At 67.8% G+C, this 16,924-nt stretch carries 15 protein-coding genes; 8 read left to right on the plus strand and 7 right to left on the minus strand.

The annotated features are described in order from the left end of the window. Window positions 1-310: 310 nt before the first annotated feature. Window positions 311-1,318: an ATP-dependent DNA ligase gene (locus tag HKK74_RS36695; protein ID WP_187248038.1), complete on the plus strand. Its 1,008-nt coding sequence runs from the start codon at window positions 311-313 to the stop codon at window positions 1,316-1,318. Window positions 1,319-1,366: 48 nt separating this feature from the next. On the opposite strand, the gene HKK74_RS36700 is transcribed toward HKK74_RS36695, so the two are convergent. The 3 genes from HKK74_RS36700 to HKK74_RS36710 all read right to left on the minus strand — a co-directional run bounded on the left by HKK74_RS36700 (window position 1,367) and on the right by HKK74_RS36710 (window position 3,995). Then, window positions 1,367-2,362 carry a DUF5954 family protein gene (locus HKK74_RS36700; RefSeq protein WP_187248039.1) on the minus strand — a complete coding sequence of 332 codons (996 nt, stop codon included), beginning with the start codon at window positions 2,360-2,362 and terminating at the stop codon, window positions 1,367-1,369. Window positions 2,363-2,554: 192 nt separating this feature from the next. Next, window positions 2,555-3,451 carry a M23 family metallopeptidase gene (locus HKK74_RS36705; protein ID WP_187248040.1) on the minus strand — a complete coding sequence of 299 codons (897 nt, stop codon included), beginning with the start codon at window positions 3,449-3,451 and terminating at the stop codon, window positions 2,555-2,557. 124 nt (window positions 3,452-3,575) lie between these two features. Further along, window positions 3,576-3,995: a winged helix-turn-helix transcriptional regulator gene (locus HKK74_RS36710; protein WP_187248041.1), complete on the minus strand. Its 420-nt coding sequence runs from the start codon at window positions 3,993-3,995 to the stop codon at window positions 3,576-3,578. Between the two features lie 114 nt (window positions 3,996-4,109). Here HKK74_RS36710 and HKK74_RS36715 point away from each other — a divergent pair, with 114 nt between their 5' ends. From HKK74_RS36715 to HKK74_RS40600, 5 genes are all read left to right on the plus strand, one after another. After that, the gene (locus HKK74_RS36715) at window positions 4,110-5,000 is read left to right on the plus strand and encodes an NAD(P)H-binding protein (RefSeq protein WP_187248042.1); all 891 of its coding nucleotides are present in this window, start codon (window positions 4,110-4,112) and stop codon (window positions 4,998-5,000) included. A gap of 88 nt (window positions 5,001-5,088) precedes the next feature. Next, a complete protein-coding gene (locus HKK74_RS36720) occupies window positions 5,089-7,914 on the plus strand; it encodes a glycoside hydrolase family 2 protein (RefSeq protein ID WP_187248043.1) in 2,826 nt (941 codons plus the stop codon). Between the two features lie 393 nt (window positions 7,915-8,307). Continuing rightward, window positions 8,308-9,615, plus strand: coding sequence for an extracellular solute-binding protein (locus HKK74_RS36725; RefSeq protein ID WP_187248044.1), 1,308 nt, complete (start codon window positions 8,308-8,310; stop codon window positions 9,613-9,615). A gap of 5 nt (window positions 9,616-9,620) precedes the next feature. Continuing rightward, window positions 9,621-10,562, plus strand: a complete 942-nt coding sequence (locus HKK74_RS36730) for a carbohydrate ABC transporter permease (RefSeq protein WP_187248067.1) — start codon at window positions 9,621-9,623, stop codon at window positions 10,560-10,562. Further along, a complete protein-coding gene (locus tag HKK74_RS40600) occupies window positions 10,559-11,413 on the plus strand; it encodes a carbohydrate ABC transporter permease (RefSeq protein ID WP_222723198.1) in 855 nt (284 codons plus the stop codon). Before HKK74_RS36730 ends, HKK74_RS40600 begins: the two co-directional genes overlap by 4 nt. Window positions 11,414-11,435: 22 nt before the next feature. Here HKK74_RS40600 and HKK74_RS36740 read toward each other — a convergent pair whose 3' ends face one another. Further along, complete coding sequence (locus HKK74_RS36740; RefSeq protein WP_187248045.1) at window positions 11,436-12,203, minus strand: hypothetical protein; 768 nt, start codon at window positions 12,201-12,203, stop codon at window positions 11,436-11,438. 275 nt (window positions 12,204-12,478) lie between these two features. Here HKK74_RS36740 and HKK74_RS36745 point away from each other — a divergent pair, with 275 nt between their 5' ends. Then, entirely contained in the window at window positions 12,479-13,642 is a 1,164-nt protein-coding gene (locus tag HKK74_RS36745) for a fatty acid desaturase (RefSeq protein WP_187248046.1), read from the plus strand. Between the two features lie 7 nt (window positions 13,643-13,649). Here HKK74_RS36745 and dapF read toward each other — a convergent pair whose 3' ends face one another. The 3 genes from dapF to HKK74_RS36760 form a co-directional block, all read right to left on the minus strand. Further along, window positions 13,650-14,648, minus strand: coding sequence for a diaminopimelate epimerase (gene dapF / locus HKK74_RS36750; RefSeq protein WP_187248047.1), 999 nt, complete (start codon window positions 14,646-14,648; stop codon window positions 13,650-13,652). A 97-nt stretch (window positions 14,649-14,745) separates the two neighbouring features. After that, window positions 14,746-15,657 (minus strand): hypothetical protein, encoded by a 912-nt coding sequence (locus HKK74_RS36755; RefSeq protein ID WP_187248048.1) that lies wholly within the window; start codon window positions 15,655-15,657, stop codon window positions 14,746-14,748. A gap of 382 nt (window positions 15,658-16,039) precedes the next feature. Continuing rightward, window positions 16,040-16,246, minus strand: a complete 207-nt coding sequence (locus tag HKK74_RS36760; protein ID WP_187248049.1) for a DUF397 domain-containing protein — start codon at window positions 16,244-16,246, stop codon at window positions 16,040-16,042. A 23-nt stretch (window positions 16,247-16,269) separates the two neighbouring features. Here HKK74_RS36760 and HKK74_RS36765 point away from each other — a divergent pair, with 23 nt between their 5' ends. Further along, window positions 16,270-16,599, plus strand: coding sequence for a Scr1 family TA system antitoxin-like transcriptional regulator (locus HKK74_RS36765; protein ID WP_246492353.1), 330 nt, complete (start codon window positions 16,270-16,272; stop codon window positions 16,597-16,599). Window positions 16,600-16,924 lie beyond the last annotated feature (325 nt).

Here is a 16,924-nt window from a genome sequence, read left to right on the forward strand (position 1 = left end):
TAGTTCGACATCGAGGGTGGCAATCGCCTTTCTATGGTGGCTGAGGTCGAGCCGTGCTCACCGGGGTGGACTTGTAGGTCGCAGCGGTGGTCCGGCTTCACGTGGTACCGGTGGAACGAACGCCTCGGCAGGTTCACCGGTGCCACGAGCGAAGTCGGCCGCGAACGCCTTCTCTCCCAGCGTCGCCCGTACCCTGACCAGCCCATCGGATCGCACTAGCACGCCGATTTCTGGTATCGGCGCAGGTCACCGGGGTAAGACTGATGTATCGCCGTCGGATGGGGGACGCCGAGTCAGGCGGGTCGACCTCATGTACCTCCGCTGCCCGGTCGAGCCCATGCTCGCCCGGAGCATTGATCACCTTCCCGCGCCCGAGGAACTACGTGGGGGATCCCGGTATGAGCCGAAATGGGATGGCTTCCGGGCGATCGGGCGCATCGACAAACGCCATGGCGTGCACCTGGTCTCGAGGCGTGGCACGCGGCTGAACGAGGCCTTCCCCGAGCTCGTGGCCGCCCTGTACGAGGAGCTGCCGGCCGCCACCGTGATCGACGGCGAGATCATCCGATGGGGAGCCGGCGGACGGCTGGACTTCGCCGCTCTCCAGGAACGCCTGATCGCCGGGAGCCGGGTCCCCGAGCTGGTGCGCACCCAACCGTGCCATCTGATCGTTTTCGACGTGATGATCGTCGGTGGTGAAGACCTCGTCCGCCGGCCGTTCGCCCAACGGCGCCAGGTTCTGGAGGATCTCTTCACATCCGTCCCGCCGGCATCGCCCCTGGTGGCGACAATGCACACCGACAACGCCGACGAGGCCCGGATCTGGGTGGAGGCGCTGTCCACCCAGGGCATCGAAGGTCTGATCATCAAAGCCGCCGGTGACCCGTACCTGCCGGGGAAACGTCGCTGGCTCAAACTGAAGACGCGCCACACGATCGATGTGATCGTCGGTGGCGTCACGGGATCGCCGAGCCGCCCGCGGGACCTGATCGTGGGTCGGATCGATCCCGCGAGCGGTGGGCTCCGGGTGGTGGGTCGTACGACCGCGGTTCCACCGGCGGCCCACGCCGCGCTGGCCGCCGCGCTGACCCCGGCCGGCGACGAGCATCCCTGGCCGGCCGAGCTGCCGAGCGGGTGGGCCGGCGGAATGTACGGCTCCCCGCCCATGCAGTACGTGCGGGTCCGCCCGGACGTGGTCGTCGAGGTGAGCGTCGACCTCGCCATCGACCGAGGCAGGCTGCGGCATCCCGCTCGCTTCCACCGGCTGCGCTCGGATCTGCGTCCCGACGACGTACCGGCCGGTCTGGCACTGACCTGAGACCGCAGCGCCCGTTCCCAGGCGGTGGTACGGCGACACCGGCGGGTGTCAGGTTTCGTCGTCGATGAGGTCCCAGGTACGGAGTTCCGCCGTCTCGCCGGTGAGCGGTGGATCGGGATCGTGGTCGGAGGGACGAGGCGTTTCCGGGCCGTCGGGTCCGACGCGAACGACGGTCTCGACCCGGATGATCCGGAACCGGCGTCCAGCGACGGTCAACTGGTTGATCTGCTCGCGTTCCAGCAGCCGGGCCGCCTTATGGAACTCGGCGAGCTCGGCCGGTGACGGCTGCAGCATGACCGGTGCGATCTTGTCGAAGTAGGTCGCCAAGGCCATCCGGGCCTCCTGCGGCGACGACGTGGCCACCGTCTGCGCCGGCCAGTACCCGTCCTCCTGCTGGGCGACGGCGAACCGGGTGGACAGCATGACGATCCGCGGGTGAGTGGTGAGCGCCTCCTGCGCGTCCCGGGTCACGCCCGGGGGCACCATCGGGCCCTTGGGCACGACCTCCCACCGCTCCCCCAGTAACGCCGCGCTGCCCGGTGTCCGGGCCGGGCCCAGCAGACCGCCGGTCAGCTTGTCGACGCCCCGGCGGACGCCACCGGGGCATCCGGCAGCGGTGTCGGTATCGGGATCGGTGGAGCGCGGCGGCTCGGGCCCGGTCAGCCCGTACCGGACGAACTGGTCCGCCCGCACCACCCGCAGGTGACGGCCCGCCACCACCATCTCGTTCAGCCGTTCCTCTTCCAGCAGCGCCGATGCCGCCCAGTACTCCTCCCGGGCCACCTCATCGGTGGATCTGCGCCGGGCCAGGACGCGAAACCACCAGCCCAGACCATCGCGGGCCTCCTGTGGCGTCGGATCGCTCATGCCGCTCATCAGCCACCCGGCATCGGTGTGTTCCATCACCCCATAGGTCGGGCCGAACCAGAGAGTGGCCGGATGAGTCCGCTGTGCCCGAAGCGCCCCGAGCCGGGCCGAACCCGCTGCCGCCGAAGCCGACAGCGGGAGGTCACCGCCGAGAGCCGATCCATCACTACCCGTCACATCGCCCATTGTGCGGCGTCGCCCCGGCCCTCGGCGGCCCTTTTCGCGACGGGCCCTCCTCGGCCGTCGAACTCGTCATCTCAATTCATCGGAAAGGCCACTATTCGGCCGAGCACATTCGACTGAGCACCTTCGACTGAGCACCTTCCGACTGACCAGCATCCGACTGGGCGCCGGCTCGTCGCTTCGAGGTCAGCCGCAGTGTTCGAACGGGCTGTTGTAGGCGTTCGCTCCGACCGACCCTCCCCACTTGACGCAGGTGCCCGGGGCGGCCCTGCGCACCGGTCCGGCGTAGTAGGCGAAGCTGCCCGAGTCGGTGGTGCGGGTGCCGCCCTCGACCTCCAGATACGCCGACGTGGCGGAGGGGGTGCCTATCGAGGTGGCCTTGATGGTGACCACGCAGTTGTTGCCGTTGACGTTGTAAAGCAGATAGACCCGCCCCGCCGTGCCCGTCGCGGCCGAGTCGATCACCGAGTATCCGGAGCCGCACACCTCCTCGGGCGTGTACGGATTGCCGCCCGCGCCGCAGTTCTGCGACGTGAGGGTCTGGTTCGGGTAGCCGAACCGGGTTCCGTTGAAGTAGGCGGGCTGGATGTTGGCCGGGTACGACGTGTCAGTGGTGCGCACCTCGTAGTGCAGGTGCGGCAGGATGTTGTTGCCCGGTTTGCTGGTGTTGCCCACCTCGCCGATCTTGGCGCCCCGGCTCACCTGCGCGCCGGCGCTCACCGAGCGCGTCCGCAGGTGGGCGTAGTAGGTGCGCCAGCCGCCTCCGTGGTCGATGACCACCAGGTTGCCGTACCCGTTGGTCGAGCCCTGGTGCGCGGAGGTGAGCACCGTGCCGGAGGCCGCCGCCGACACCGTGTCGCCGAGGTCGGCGTCTGCGGTGCTGCCCCGGTTGAAGTCGATTTCGTACGACTCATGAGCGCTGCTGTTGTCGGAGTCGCCGTTCCAGCTCTGCCCGCAGGGAAAGGGCAGTTGGAACGCGGGGCGCGGGCCGGCCGCCTGTGCGGGGCCGCCGCCGGCGAGCACCATTCCGGCCGCGCCGACGACCAGCGCGATGCCACCTGTGATCAGTCCTCGTAGCCGCATGACCGTCACGTTCACAGCAATAGCGCGGGCGGGCTATGCAAAGAATCAACGAAACACCGGGCTTGGTGTATGAAGGTTTCAGGTTTACGCCGCGTGGCGGATCGCCCGCAGGGTGAGATGGCCGCTAGGACTCTCGCGCCCCGTCGTAGGCCTCGCGCGCCTCGAAGACGTCGTCGAGCCTGCTCTCGACCCACCTGGTCAGCGCCCACACCTGCTCGGCGACGTCGTGGCCCATGGGCGTCAGCGAGTAGTCGACGCGCGGGGGGATGACGGGCTTGGCGTCGCGATGGACGAAGCCGTCGCGTTCCAAATGCCGGAGGGTCTGCGCGAGCATCTTCTCGCTCACCCCACCGACCTTGCGGCGCAGCTCACTGAAGCGGTACGAGCGCTCGAGCAACGCGGCGAGGACCAGCACGCCCCAGCGGCTGGTGACGTGTTCGAGCACCACCCGTGAGGGGCATTCCGCGCGATTGACGTCCGGCGCCGCTCCGCGGAACCCGGCGGCGATGGTCCCGGCCGATATCGACTTCTCACTTACGCCCATGCCAGTACCTTACTTCAAAGTTGGTACTTTCAAGTGGTTAGTACCGGTCGTAGGGTGAGCTCCTGGTGCAGGACCTGCATTCATGACACGACATCCACGGAGAGAAGCACTTCGATGAGCATCGTCATCACCGGAGCGACCGGGCGGCTCGGCCGAATGGTCATCACGGACCTGCTCGCCGCCGGGGTCCCGGCGGACGGCGTCACGGCCGTCGCGCGCAGCGAGGAGAAGGCCGCCGATCTGGTGGCGAAGGGCGTTCGGCCGTACGTCGCCGACTACGACCGGCCCGAGACGTTCGCGGGGGCGTTCCGCCCCGAGGACCGCGTACTGCTGATCTCCGGTACCGACGTGGGCAGGCGCACGGCCCAGCACGCCGCGGTCATCGACGCGGCGAAGGCGGCGGGCGTGGCACAGCTGGGGTACGTCGGCGTGTTCGGCGGTCCCAAGGCCGACTTCCTGCTCGCGAACGACCACCGCGAGACCGAGCGGCTGATCCTCGACTCCGGCCTGCCGTACACCTTCCTGCGCAACAATTGGTACTCCGAGGCGTACGCCGGCGACATCGGCGACCTCCCCGGCGCGGTTAAGCGCGGCGCCATCGTCACCAACGTCGCCGCCGGAAGCCGCATCGCCACCGCGCCGCGCACCGACTACGCCGCCGCGGCGGCGGTGGCCATAAGCACCGACGGGCATCTGAACAAGGCGTACGAGCTGGGCGGCGACCACGCGTGGTCGTTCGAGGAGTTCGCCGATGAGGTGTCGCGGCAGACCGGTGAGAAAGTGGTCCACACCTCTGTCAGCGCCGCCGAGCGCAAGGCGATCCTCACCGGCGCGGGTGTTCCCGAAGTGTTCGCCGACGTCCTCGTCGACGTGGACGACGCCATCAGCCGGGGCGCGCTGGCCGCCACGCCGGGCGACCTGTCGCGGCTCATAGGACGCCCGACGACCCCCATCGCCGACTCGATCGCGGCGGCGCTGGCGGCGCCGGCGGCGCCGGCATCCTGAGGCATCGCCGGGCCGGCCGCGTCGCCACCTGGATCGGTAACGAATCCGGAGATTGAAGAGGCGCTCGGTCCGGTAGGTAACGTGACATATGGCCAGGTCACCCATCGTCACGCTGGTGGTCGCCGCGATGCTCGCCGCGGCGGCCACCTCCTGCGGCACACCCAGGACATCGCCGGCCCGTGCCACCGCGGCCACGACCGTCGCAGCGCCGGGAACGGGCGTCTCGGATCTGACCACGGGCTGGAAGATCCAGTCCTCCGCCGTGGCGGGCACGTCCGGAGCCCGGATCTCCCGCCCGGACTACTCCCCCACGGGCTGGCTGTCGATCAAGCAGCCGGTCACGGTGATGGCGGGCCTGCTCGAGAACGGGCGCTACCCCGGCATCTTCTACTCCGACCGGCTGAAGACGGTGCCGACCGAGCAGTTCGCCGTCAACTGGTGGTATCGCACGCAGCTCACCGTGCACCCGCGTAAAGAGAGCCGCACGTTCCTGATCATGAACGGGGTGCTGGGCACCGCGGACCTGTGGGTCAACGGCACCAAGGTCGCCGACCGCTCGCAGCTCCAGGGCGCGTACTCGCGGCTGGAGTACGACATCACGCCGTACGTACGCGATGGCTCGAACGCGATCGCGCTCGACGTCGCCAAGAACGACCCGAAGACGCTACTGACCGACAGCCAGCTGGACTGGAACCCCCCGGCACCCGACCGCAACACCGGCCTGCGGTTCCCGCCGCAGCTGGCCGAGGCCGGTCAGATCTCCCTGCGGAACGTGCACGTCAACCAGCACAACGCCAAGGACCTCAGCAGCTCCGATCTCACTCTCAAAGCCGATCTGCGCAATGACACGGCATCCGCCCAGCGCGCCGAGCTCACCGAGGCGATCACTCGTGGAGGCACCCGCATCGCCGTGACGACGGAGGTGACGGTCCCCGCGAAGTCGACCCGGACGGTGACGCTGACGCCCGCCGACCACCGGCAGTTGCACCTCGGACACCCGGCCGTCTGGTGGCCGTACCAGCTCGGCGGGCAGCCGCTCTACCACCTCGACGCGAGCGTCCGGGTCAACGGCAAGATCTCCGACCGGTTCACCGAGGACTTCGGCATCCGCACGGTCACCTCGCGCCTGACGCCTGTCGTTCCCGGTAAGACCCATACCCCGCACGGCGACCGCCAGTTCGTCATCAACGGTGTGCCGCTGGTCATCCGCGGCGGCGGGTGGTCGCCGGACATGTTCATGCGCTACTCGCCGCGGAACATCCGCGATCAGCTCTCGTACGTCAAGAACCTCGGCCTGAACACCCTGCGCTTCGAGGGCAACTTCCCGCCCGACGACATGTTCGCGGAGATGGACCGCGCGGGGATCCTGGCGATGACCGGCTGGCAGTGCTGCGACCGGTGGGAGACCCCGTCCAGCACGTGGCCCGAGGCGCTGAAGGCCAACGCCGGCAACCAGGCCACCCGGGTCGCCCGGTGGCTGCGCGACCATCCGAGCGTCTTCACGTTCTTCCACGGCAGTGACGCCGCGCCGGACGCCGCGAAGGAGTCGATCTACCTGTCCGCGTTCGAAACGGCCGGCTGGCAGACGCCCCAGGTCTCCTCGGGGCAGTACAAGTCCTCGCCGAGGCTGGGACCCTCCGGCGCGAAGGAGGGCCCGTACAACTATGTGCCGCCGGGCTACTGGTGGGCGAACGGCCCGGAGACCGCGGGCACCGACCCGACCTTCACCAACGCGGGCAGCGGGTGGGGCTACGACACCGAGACGAGCGCCGGGAACACGGTGCCGACGCAGGACTCGCTCAACCGGTTCCTGACCCCGGCCGAACAGCGGGAGATCTGGGACCCGAGCACCACCAAGGGACCCGACGCCGGACCGGATCTCTTCCACGTCTACCCGACCTACAACCCCTACACGAAGACGGCCCGGATGGGGCAGTACAACACCCCGCTCTGGAACCGCTACGGCGGCTGGTCCGACATGGTCTCGTACCAGAAGATCGCCCAGATGGGCGGCTACGAGACCACCCGCGCCCAGTTCGAGGCGTACATCGGGCACTCCAAGGACCCGGCGAACCCGAGTACCGGCGTCATCTACTGGATGGCCAACAAGGCGTGGCCGTCGCTGCACTGGAATCTGTACAACTACGACCTCGATCAGCCGGGCGTCTACTTCGGCGCGCTCAAGGCGGGCGAACCCGTGCACATCATGTACGACTACGCCAACGGCTCGATCAAGGTGGCCAACCTGACCGGCGGGAGCCAGAAGGACCTGACCGCCTCGGCGCGCTTCATCGACCTGAACGGAACGGTCAAGCGGACGGACCGCGCGCGCGTACCCGACCTGCCGAGCCAGGACGTACGCACCGTGCTGACGCCAGTGGTTCCGGCCGGGATCTCCCGCACGTACTTCCTCGAGTTGACGCTGAACCGCGAGGACAGGACGGTCAGCCGGAACGTCTACTGGCTGTCCACGAAGCGGGACGCCGTCGACTGGTCCGAGACGCTCGGCAAGGGCAGCGGTGCGGTGTTCGCACCCGGCGGCCACGCCGACCTGACCGGCCTGCGTGACCTGGCCCCGGCGGACGTACGGGTGTCCGCGTCGACGCGGCGTGAGGGAGACGACGCCGTCACCACGGTGACGATCCGCAATGCCGGCCGCTACACGGGCGGCCGGGGCGTGCCCGCGGTCTTCACCCGGGCGGACGTACGCCGCGGCACGGCCGACGGCCGCCGGCGCGGAGGCGACGACCAGGTGCTGCCGATCTTGTGGAACGACAACAACGTCACGCTCTGGCCCGGTCAGAGCCAGACGCTCACCGCGCGCTACCGGGCCTCGGAGTTGCGTGGCTCGCCACCCGTCGTCGGCATCACCGGCCGTAACGTACGCGACGCGACCGTGCCGGCCGGCGGCTGAACCGGCCGTGCCCTGACGCCGCGCAGCCGGCGCCGGGATGGCCGGTCAACGCAGCAGGGCGCTCCGCAGCGTGATCCCATGGCGGGTCCTCAGATTTATGGTCATCTCTATCTGGTGCCCACGATCGTCGAGCAGTCCCTTGGCATCCGACACCAGCCGGTAACGGCGACATGCCCCGCATGCTTCTTGCGACGACCGACGGCTGAGCCGGCACCGCCGAATCGGCCGGGCTCCGGAACGGAAGTGATTCATGAGGACGAAGACGCCGTACTGAGCACATCGTGCCTGGTGAGAGCCTTGCACGGCGCACCAGGCGCGCTCCACGGTCAGGTAGCGTGAGGCGGCGCGCGCCGGCAACCGACCAATGGGGGCGTGTTCGATGGGGGTAGGCGGATGGAGCGGGGGGCCGCACCGAGCGGAGCGGGACTGCCGCGCCGGGATCTTCTCGGCGCGGCGGGCGCATTAGGGCTGTCCGCGTTCCTCGCCGGGTGCGGCGTCGGCGGGAGCGGCGCGACCGGCGCGGAAGGATCCGGCAAGGGCACGATCCGGGCGCTGTTCATGAAACAGGCGGGCTACTCCGAGGACGACATCACGAAGATGACGGCCGGCTTCCACTCGGCCAACCCCGGCATCACGGTGAAGACCGAGTTCGTGTCGTACGAGGCGCTGCATGACAAGATCGTCGCCGCTGCCCCGGCCGGCACCTACGACGTCGTCCTCATCGACGTGATCTGGCCGGCCGAACTCGGCTCCACGCGCGTCATCACGGACGTCACACGCAAGTGGCCTGAGGCGTGGCAGCGGGAGATGTTCGCCGGCGCGGTCGAGGTCCCCCGGTACGGCTCCCGCTTCTACGGCGTGCCGTGGATCCTCGACACGAAGTACCTCTACTACAACGACGCGCACGCACGACGCGCCAAGGTCGAGGCGGGCGAGCTGGACACCTGGGACGGGGTGCTGCGCGCCGCCAGGGCGATCAAGGCGGCCGGAGTGACGAGGTACCCGCTCGTGTGGTCCTGGCAGCAGGCCGAGGCGCTCATCTGCGACTACGCGCAGTTGCTCGGCGCCTTCGGCGGCAGGTTCCTCGACCCGTCCGGCCGCCTCGCGTTCAACATCGGCGGGGGCGTGCGGGCACTGGAGTTCATGCGCCGGTCGATCGTGGAGGGGCTGTCCAACCCCGTCTCGACCCAGTCGATCGAAGAGGACGTCCGGCGGATCTTCTCTGCCGGCCAGGCCAGCCTCGCGCTGAACTGGACGTACATGGCCGCGCAGGCGAACGACCCGAGACAGAGCGGCGTGGCCGGCGACGTGAAGGTGCTGCGGACGCCCTCGGGTCCCGGCGGCCGGCCGGGCGTGAACGGCAGCATGGCACTGGCCATCAGCGCGAGCAGCAAGCAGAGGGCCGCCGCGTGGAAGTACATCTCCTACCTGGTCAGCCCGCCCGTGCAGGACCGGTACGCGGTGAGCTCGCTGCCGGTGTGGACCCGTTCCTACGACGAGCCACAGGTCATCAGGGCCAATCCCGTCCTCGTGCCGCAGGCGAAGCGACAGCTCGGCGACCTCATCGCGCGCCCCCAGGTGAGGAGCTACAACGCGGTCTCGCAGTTGCTGCAGTCGGAGATCCAGAAGGCGCTGCTCGGGCAGAAGACGCCGCAGAAGGCGCTCGACGACGCCGCGCACAGAGCCGAGGACCTGCTGTGACCGGCATGGCCATCGCGACGCGGATCCGGCGCCGGATCCGCGTGCCGACGCTGACTGGGACCGGCACCCGAGAGGTCCGCTTCGCGATCGCCCTCCTGCTGCCGGCCGCGCTCGTCGTGTTCGGCGTCGTGATCTATCCGGTCGGGCGCACGCTGGTCCTCTCGCTGTTCGGCGTGGACAGCGCGATGCCCGGGCACTATCCGTTCGTCGGGCTGCGCAATTACGCGAAGGCCTTCACCGACCCGGCGTTCTACCCGGTGCTGTGGCACACCGTGTACTTCACGTTCGTGTCGACCGCGCTGGAACTGACGCTGGGCATCGGTGTCGCCATGGTGCTGAACGCACCGCTGAAGGCCCGCTGGCTGTGGCGCAGCATCGTCGTCCTGCCCTGGGCTCTGCCGACGATCGTCGACGGCGCGCTCTGGCGATGGATCTACAACGGCCAGTACGGCGCGCTCAACGGGCTGCTCTCGACCCTGCACATCAGCCACACCGACCACCAGTGGCTGGGCTCGCCCTTCCTCGCGCTCAACATGGTGATCGTCGCCGACGTCTGGAAGAACACGTCGATCGTGGCGTTCTTCGTTCTCGCCGGCCTGCAGACCATCCCGCACGAGCTCTACGAGGCGGCGCGCATGGACGGCGCCGGGCCGGTGCGGTCGTTCCTGCGGGTCACCCTGCCCTTGCTGCGGCCGAGCATCGCCGTGGTCCTCATCCTGCGCACGATCGAGGCGTTCAAGGTGTTCGACATCATCTACGTCATGACCGGCGGCGGGCCCGCCTCGGGCACCCAGACGGTGGCCTTCTACACCTACCAGCAGGCGTTCTCGAACCAGCTGTTCGGGTACGGCTCGGCGCTCGCGTATCTGATCGCCCTCGCGGTGTTCGCGCTGGCGATGGTCTACCTGCGCATCCTCCGCCAGGGCGCCATGGCAGGTGTGCGGTGAGGACGAGCAGGCGGTACCTCGCCTTCATGTACGCCATGGCGGTGCTCATGGCCGTGATCATCCTGGCCCCGTTCGCCTGGCTGGTCATCTCCAGCATCTCGTCGCCGGCCGACCTGGTGTCGTCCCACGTCCACTGGCTCCCGGAGCGGCCCACGCTGGAGCGCTACCGCCAGATCTTCACGTCCGCGTCCGGGGGCGACAACGTCGCCGGCGACTTCCGCGTGGCGATGCTCAACAGCCTCATCGTCGCCGGCTCGACGACGGTCATCTCGCTGGTGCTCGGCTGCCTCGGCGGGTACGCCTTCGCCCGGCTGCGGTTCCCGTTCCGGCGCACCACGCTGATGTCGTTCCTCGCGATCTATATGCTCCCGCCGATCGCCCTGGTGATCCCCCTCTATCTCGCCCTGTCCGGCCTCGGGCTGCTCGACACCAAGCTGGGCCTCATCGTCACGTACTGCTCGCTCGTCACCCCGTTCTGCCTGTGGACGATGAGCAACTACTTCCTGTCCCTGCCACCCGAACTCGAGGAGGCCGCCCGCGTCGACGGCTGCTCGCGGTTCGGAGCGCTCGTACGGGTCGTTCTGCCACTGGCCCGGCCCGCGATCCTCGCCACCGCGATGTTCGGGTTCCTGCTCGCCTGGGACGAGTTCCTCTACTCCCTGATCTTCACCTCGACCACGAACTCCAAGACGATCCCCGTGGCCATCGCCGAGTTCACCGGCAAGTTCTCGTCCGACTTCGGGCTCGTCGCCGCCGGCGGCGTACTGGCCGCGCTGCCCCCGGTGCTGCTTGCCCTCGTCTTCCAGCGCTTCATCGTCGGCGGCCTGACCGCCGGCGCCGTGAAAGGCTGACGCCTGCAGACGGGCCGAGGCCTTACGGCCCGGACCGGTCGGGGCGGCCCGCGATGAGGTCGCGCAGCCGGTCCATCTTGCGCGTCAGCGGCCGGCGCAGCCGCTTTTCCCGCCGCCGCGCCGTGGCGAGCTTGGCGGATCCGGGTGGGTAACGCCAGCGCGCCCACGGTGATCCGGGCCGCGCCAGCCGGATCGCTCCGACCCAGAGCAGCAACGGTAGGAACAGCCCGCTCAACCCCGTCGCGACCTTGCCCTTGAACAGGGTCACCCCGGCGAGCAGCGCGTTCACCAGGATGGTCATATGAGCCGCCCACGCGAGCATGGCGCGGAGGTGGGGGTCGGCTCCGGGCACGACGACACCGATCGAGAGAGGATGCGCGCCGAGCACCAGCATCCCCGAGAGGGCGAGCGCGATGAACACGGCATCGACGGAGACTCGGCCCTGAGCGGTCCAGTAGACGTCCTTGAGTCTCAGGATCAGCGCGAACTCGTCCAGCACAAGTGCCGAGCCGACGCCGAAGATCGCCCCGGCACCTGCCCGGCCGGCAGCCGAGGATTCCGGCACCGTGAGCGCGGCCAACCCGCCGACGAGCATGATGACCACGCCGAACACCATGTGGTGGATGTGCAGTCCGCCCGGAGTGATATTGCCCGGCCACCAGCGGACCCCGGCCCTGATCATGCGCACGCTGAACCGGATGAACAGGAAGGCGGCCAGGAAGGAAACGAAGAAGAAGAACAGTGGCAGCCGCCCAGTCTGCACGATCGACCGGCTGAACCAGCCCTCCATGTGGCACTCCTCCCGCGGCGGACCCTGCGGGGCACGGCAGGCGACCGCCGGGCCGGCTTCGGCGGATCAGGCGAGGTCATCCCCGGGTGGCGGGAAAGGGAACCCCGATCCGGCGGACCCAGGACGTAAAGACCGTCCTGCCGCACCGGAGTGAGACCGTCCCCGTGGCCATCGCCGACTTCACCGGCAAGTTTCAGAACGGTTGCACGTTGCTTGTCACTCACTCCCTCATTGATCGTACGAGTGCAACGAGGCAGTGAGAGGAGACACAGCACATGAGTGACGCTGGGCCGTCGTTGTTCGACGTTGTGCCGATCACGATCAGCTGCGGATGGGAGACGCTCGGTCCTCTAGGGATCATCACAACGGGAATCGCCGTACGGCAGATCGACCGGTGGCACCACAGCCCCCTCCGGGCACCCCGACAGCCGCGGACACTGCAAGAGATCATGAGTTTGCAACGCTCTCGGGCCAACGACATCACCCCCGCCCTCCTGCTCGTCGGGCATTGGGTGGAAATTCTCGGCTGGTGGTTTCTCACCGTCCACGCGGGCCCGCTCGGCTGGGTGGCCGGGGCCCTTGTCATGGCGGTGAAGTTCCGGCACCTGCAGGAGGTCGGTCACTTCGCCGTCCACGGCGTGCTCACCCGCACGAAGGCCGCGGGCGCCGTGCTCACTGAAGTCGCCGTGCATGCCCCGCTGGGCTTCGTGACGGTCTCGGCACGACGGGACAAGCACGTCCGCCGGCATCACCCCAATGCCACCGTCTCAGGCGTTGACCCCAACCTCGCCGAACTGCACGGGGCGGGCCTACGACCCGAGGTCGGCCTTGCACGGTTCGCGCTGGCTTTGATCTTTCCCCTCACCCCCCGGGGTATCGCCGAAACCGGTCGTGGCCTCGCCACGGGCCTCCGTCAGCAGGCCCATACCTCCTGGTCGCGGCCGGTCGTGTTCGCCGTGGTGCCGGTCACGGCCCTCCTGATCGGCTGGCCCACCCTGGTGTTCGGCCTCGCCGTCCCCCGGCTGCTCCTCTATCCGCAGCTCGCCTGGATGTCCCTGCTCGTCGAGCACTGCTGGTTCGACGCAGCGCCGGCCCGCCGACCAGCCACCGTCAAGGCGATCGAGGCCACACGCTGCATGCGGCTGTACCCGCGCAATCCCCTCCTGGCGCTGGTCGCCCGGACCACCTGGCTGCCCTACGGCGACCTGTTCCACTACGCGCACTCTGTCCATCCCGCCGTGCGCTGGAACTATCTGCCCGTGCTCGAAAGGATCCTTGGCAGGCCGACCTGTACACCGTCCGGCGTGTTGGTCGGCGTACGCGCGGTGATCCCACGCCACCGCCGCGCACTCCGACGCCGGCCGACCGCTCCAAGCCGTGCCGGACAGGAGCCGGCGTTCCTGACCGTTGCGCGGCAGGAACACAAATCGGCGGAATGAGCGTGCCTCAGACGGTCGGATGCACCCCGGCCGCTGACAGCGCCTCCAGGTTCTCCTTGAAGAGCGCGTCGAACGCGGTGATCTCCGCGAAGTCGGTCTCCCCCACGTACTGGATCGGGCCCTCGCCGAGCAAGACCGCCGGATCAAGTTCGGCCCGGAAGACGACCGTGGCGTTTCCCTCGAGAATCGGCTGCCACCGGCCGTCACGATCCTGCAGCCGACTGCGTGCGACGCCTCCAGGGTTGCGCACCAGGACGGACTGGTGGGGAGCGACAAGGCCCAGCCGCGACAGCACCGCGCGCGAGGCCGCCACGCCGGATCCACACGAGGGAGTCAGTCCGGCACCACGCTCATAGGTCTGGATGAACACCTCGTCCGCGGACGGGACCAGGGGAAGCACGAAGCTGACGTTCGCACCGATCGGAAAGACGGCCGATGTCCCGGCGACTCGCCGGCCGGTCGTGACGAGTGCGTCCTCGCTGTAGGTGTCGATCACCGTGACCAGGTGCGAATTCGGCACCGCCAGAGCGGTCACCGCAAGAGACGGATCGAAGGCGGGGAACACTCGGCCGACGAACGGATAGCCGACACCGGCCACGATCGGTTCAGCAGGGGTGAAGTCCACCGGCGGCAACTCGACGGCCACCTGCCTCACCCCATGCTTGCTCAGGCCGGCGTCCCGGACGGTGAAGGCGTACGGGCCCGTATGCACGACCGTCTCCTCGGTCGCATACCGGTCCAGCAGCAACCGCCCCGCACCGCGCATCCCGTTGCCGCACAGCAGCGAGGCCGATCCGTCGGGGTTGAAGAACCAGGCCCGCGCCGTGCCATCGCCGTCGACAGCGAGGAAGTACACGCCGTCTGCGCCCAGCCCCAAGCGCCGGTCGCACAGCCGAAGCACCGCACGAGCCACCTCGCCCGAAGCGAAGTGATCATCAGGCGCACCGTCGACGACCAGGATGTCGTTGCGGGACCCATGAACCTTGGTGACAGACAGCTGTGACATGGCGGCTTTCTCGTGCGTTCATGCTGAGACGCTGGTCAGCCCACATGTTACCGGGAGGGCGGTCACGCCCGTCTCTATGCGCCTGCCCCGCTCGGCGTCACAACTGGTCGACGCAGGCGCGCGCCTGAGCCTCATCCCACGCGCCCGAGGTCAGCAACGGGCGAGCGGCGGACTCGTACGAGGTCATTGTGGCAGGTGCCGAAAGCATGCCGTGGCCCCAGATCGACTCGAACCGACCGATCCAGCGCTCCACGCTCTTGAAGTACACCGACGAACGGCCCTGTACGTATGCCGCGTCGCCCTGGTCCTCCTCCACCAGAACCGCCGACCGGGCCACCACCACGAAGTCGATCGCCTGTTCGGCTCGCAGCCGGTCCCGCACCGCCAGGCCGCACTGCACGCCGAGCGAACGGTGGTAGTCGACGAGCTCCAGCAACGGCCGGACGAAATCCTCACGTGTCAGATCCCGACCCCAGCAGATGAACACCCGCTGAACCGTGCCACCCTCCTCGACCAACCTGCGATTGGCCGCCAGATACTCGCGGCGCGTGCTCAGCAGGTTCGGGTTCGTCGTCAGATCGGCCGCCAACACTTGTTTGGGTTGCGACGGCGAATCCACCAAGGTCTTGAGCAACAGCACGGAAAGCCGCGGCACTTCCGAGGCATATACCTGCAGATGTCCGTCGGCCAGCTCCCCGAAATCGGCGATCAGTTCCGATTCCAGATGCGAGCGGACCAAGTCGAAATATGATGGATCGGCCATGGCGCGGTTATTGGCCCGACGCAGTTGGATGTAGATCCGTCGCAGCCAAAGATGGTTGGCCACCATGAAGACCAGCAGCGCCGTCTCCACCGCCAGCAGGACGTTCTTCACACTCACCCGCGCACTGGCCCATGCCACGATCGGCACCGCCACACCGGTCAACCCGACCAGCACGTTCAGCACTGAGGACGACAACACTTTGAGTAGACGTGTGGAGAAGTCCGGGCGCGAAGGTGTCTGGTCCATCAACACGTCCTCAGGTAGTCGGGCCGTCTCCGACGAACCTTATGATTCACCGGACGAACACACGCGGCAAGCGAGACCGCTGAGAACGAGCTGCACCTTGGATACAGCAAGCGGCCGTCGGCGCACTCCAGACCCAGGTCTTTCAGCCAGGTGATATCGAACCGTTTCGTCAGCTCATCGATGGGCTGCGCCATGACCCCTCATCCGAGCCTGGATTTGCGAAGAACTTTTCAGGGTATCGGAATCAGAAGATTGTCTCTAGTTGTTTGCCTGGACTGACCAGAATGGGACGGCAGCAAGCAAGTCCACAACGAAGCCTCGCCTGACTAACCACAGGTCTTGGCGCATATTGCGCAAGGCTCCCCTCATCCTGTACGGGGATTCAAAGGTCGTGCTCTCCGGATCGAACGAGACGTGCGAACGCCGCCCACGCGGCATGATCGAAAGCGAGCCATGGCCCGTCCGGGCTCTTGGAGTCGCGGACTGCGATCACATCGCCGACGGATGCGATCTCGACGCACTCACCTTGGCCACCACTGCGGCTGCTCTTGCGCCACGCGGCGTCTGACAGTTCACGGGATCGGGACATCAGGTTCAGGTCTCTTGTCGGGGATGGGCCTAGATCTTCACTTGTGCGGCGATCAGCCTGATCGTAGCCTCAGGACTCAGCGCAACCGCTGTAAGTTGACGAAACCCCCGTCAGAATTCCTCACGGGCGACAACCCACTGAACGTGTGGCTGGTGCTCAACGAAGCGGTCCTCCGGCGCACCGTGGGCAGCCGTCTGGTCATGCGAGGGCAGGTGGCCGAGCGGCGCAACATGACGCTGCAGGTCCGTCCCTTCGACACCAGCGAACACGCGGCCACGCACGGCGCCTTCAAGCTTCTGAAGTTTCCCGACGCCCAAGCGTCCGCCCGCCTGCTGGATGGTGATGAGGCGTGAACTCCAATTCTATCCCCGTACCTTAAGTAGTGCGCACCAAGACCGCAACCCCTTGATCACTTCGTCGCACTTGGCTAGTGTCGCGTGTCCAGGAAGAGTTTTCTGTGACATCTCCGCCGTTAGGAGGTCAGCTCAAATGGACATCGAAGTGCGCGAGGTCGAGCCTCTCAAGGCGACCATCTGTATCCCCAGCTGAGCTGGGTGCGTGTGGAAGATCTCTGTTGCGCTCGTCGTGGTGAGAAGATGCTACGCGAGGATGTATCCGTCGAAGGGGAGGGCGAGTTCATGGACATCGAAGTGCGCGAAGTCGAAGACATCAAAGCGA

This window comes from Actinomadura alba, from assembly GCF_014323705.1.
In the GTDB taxonomy this organism is placed as follows: Bacteria; Actinomycetota; Actinomycetes; order Streptosporangiales; family Streptosporangiaceae; genus Actinomadura_C; species Actinomadura_C alba.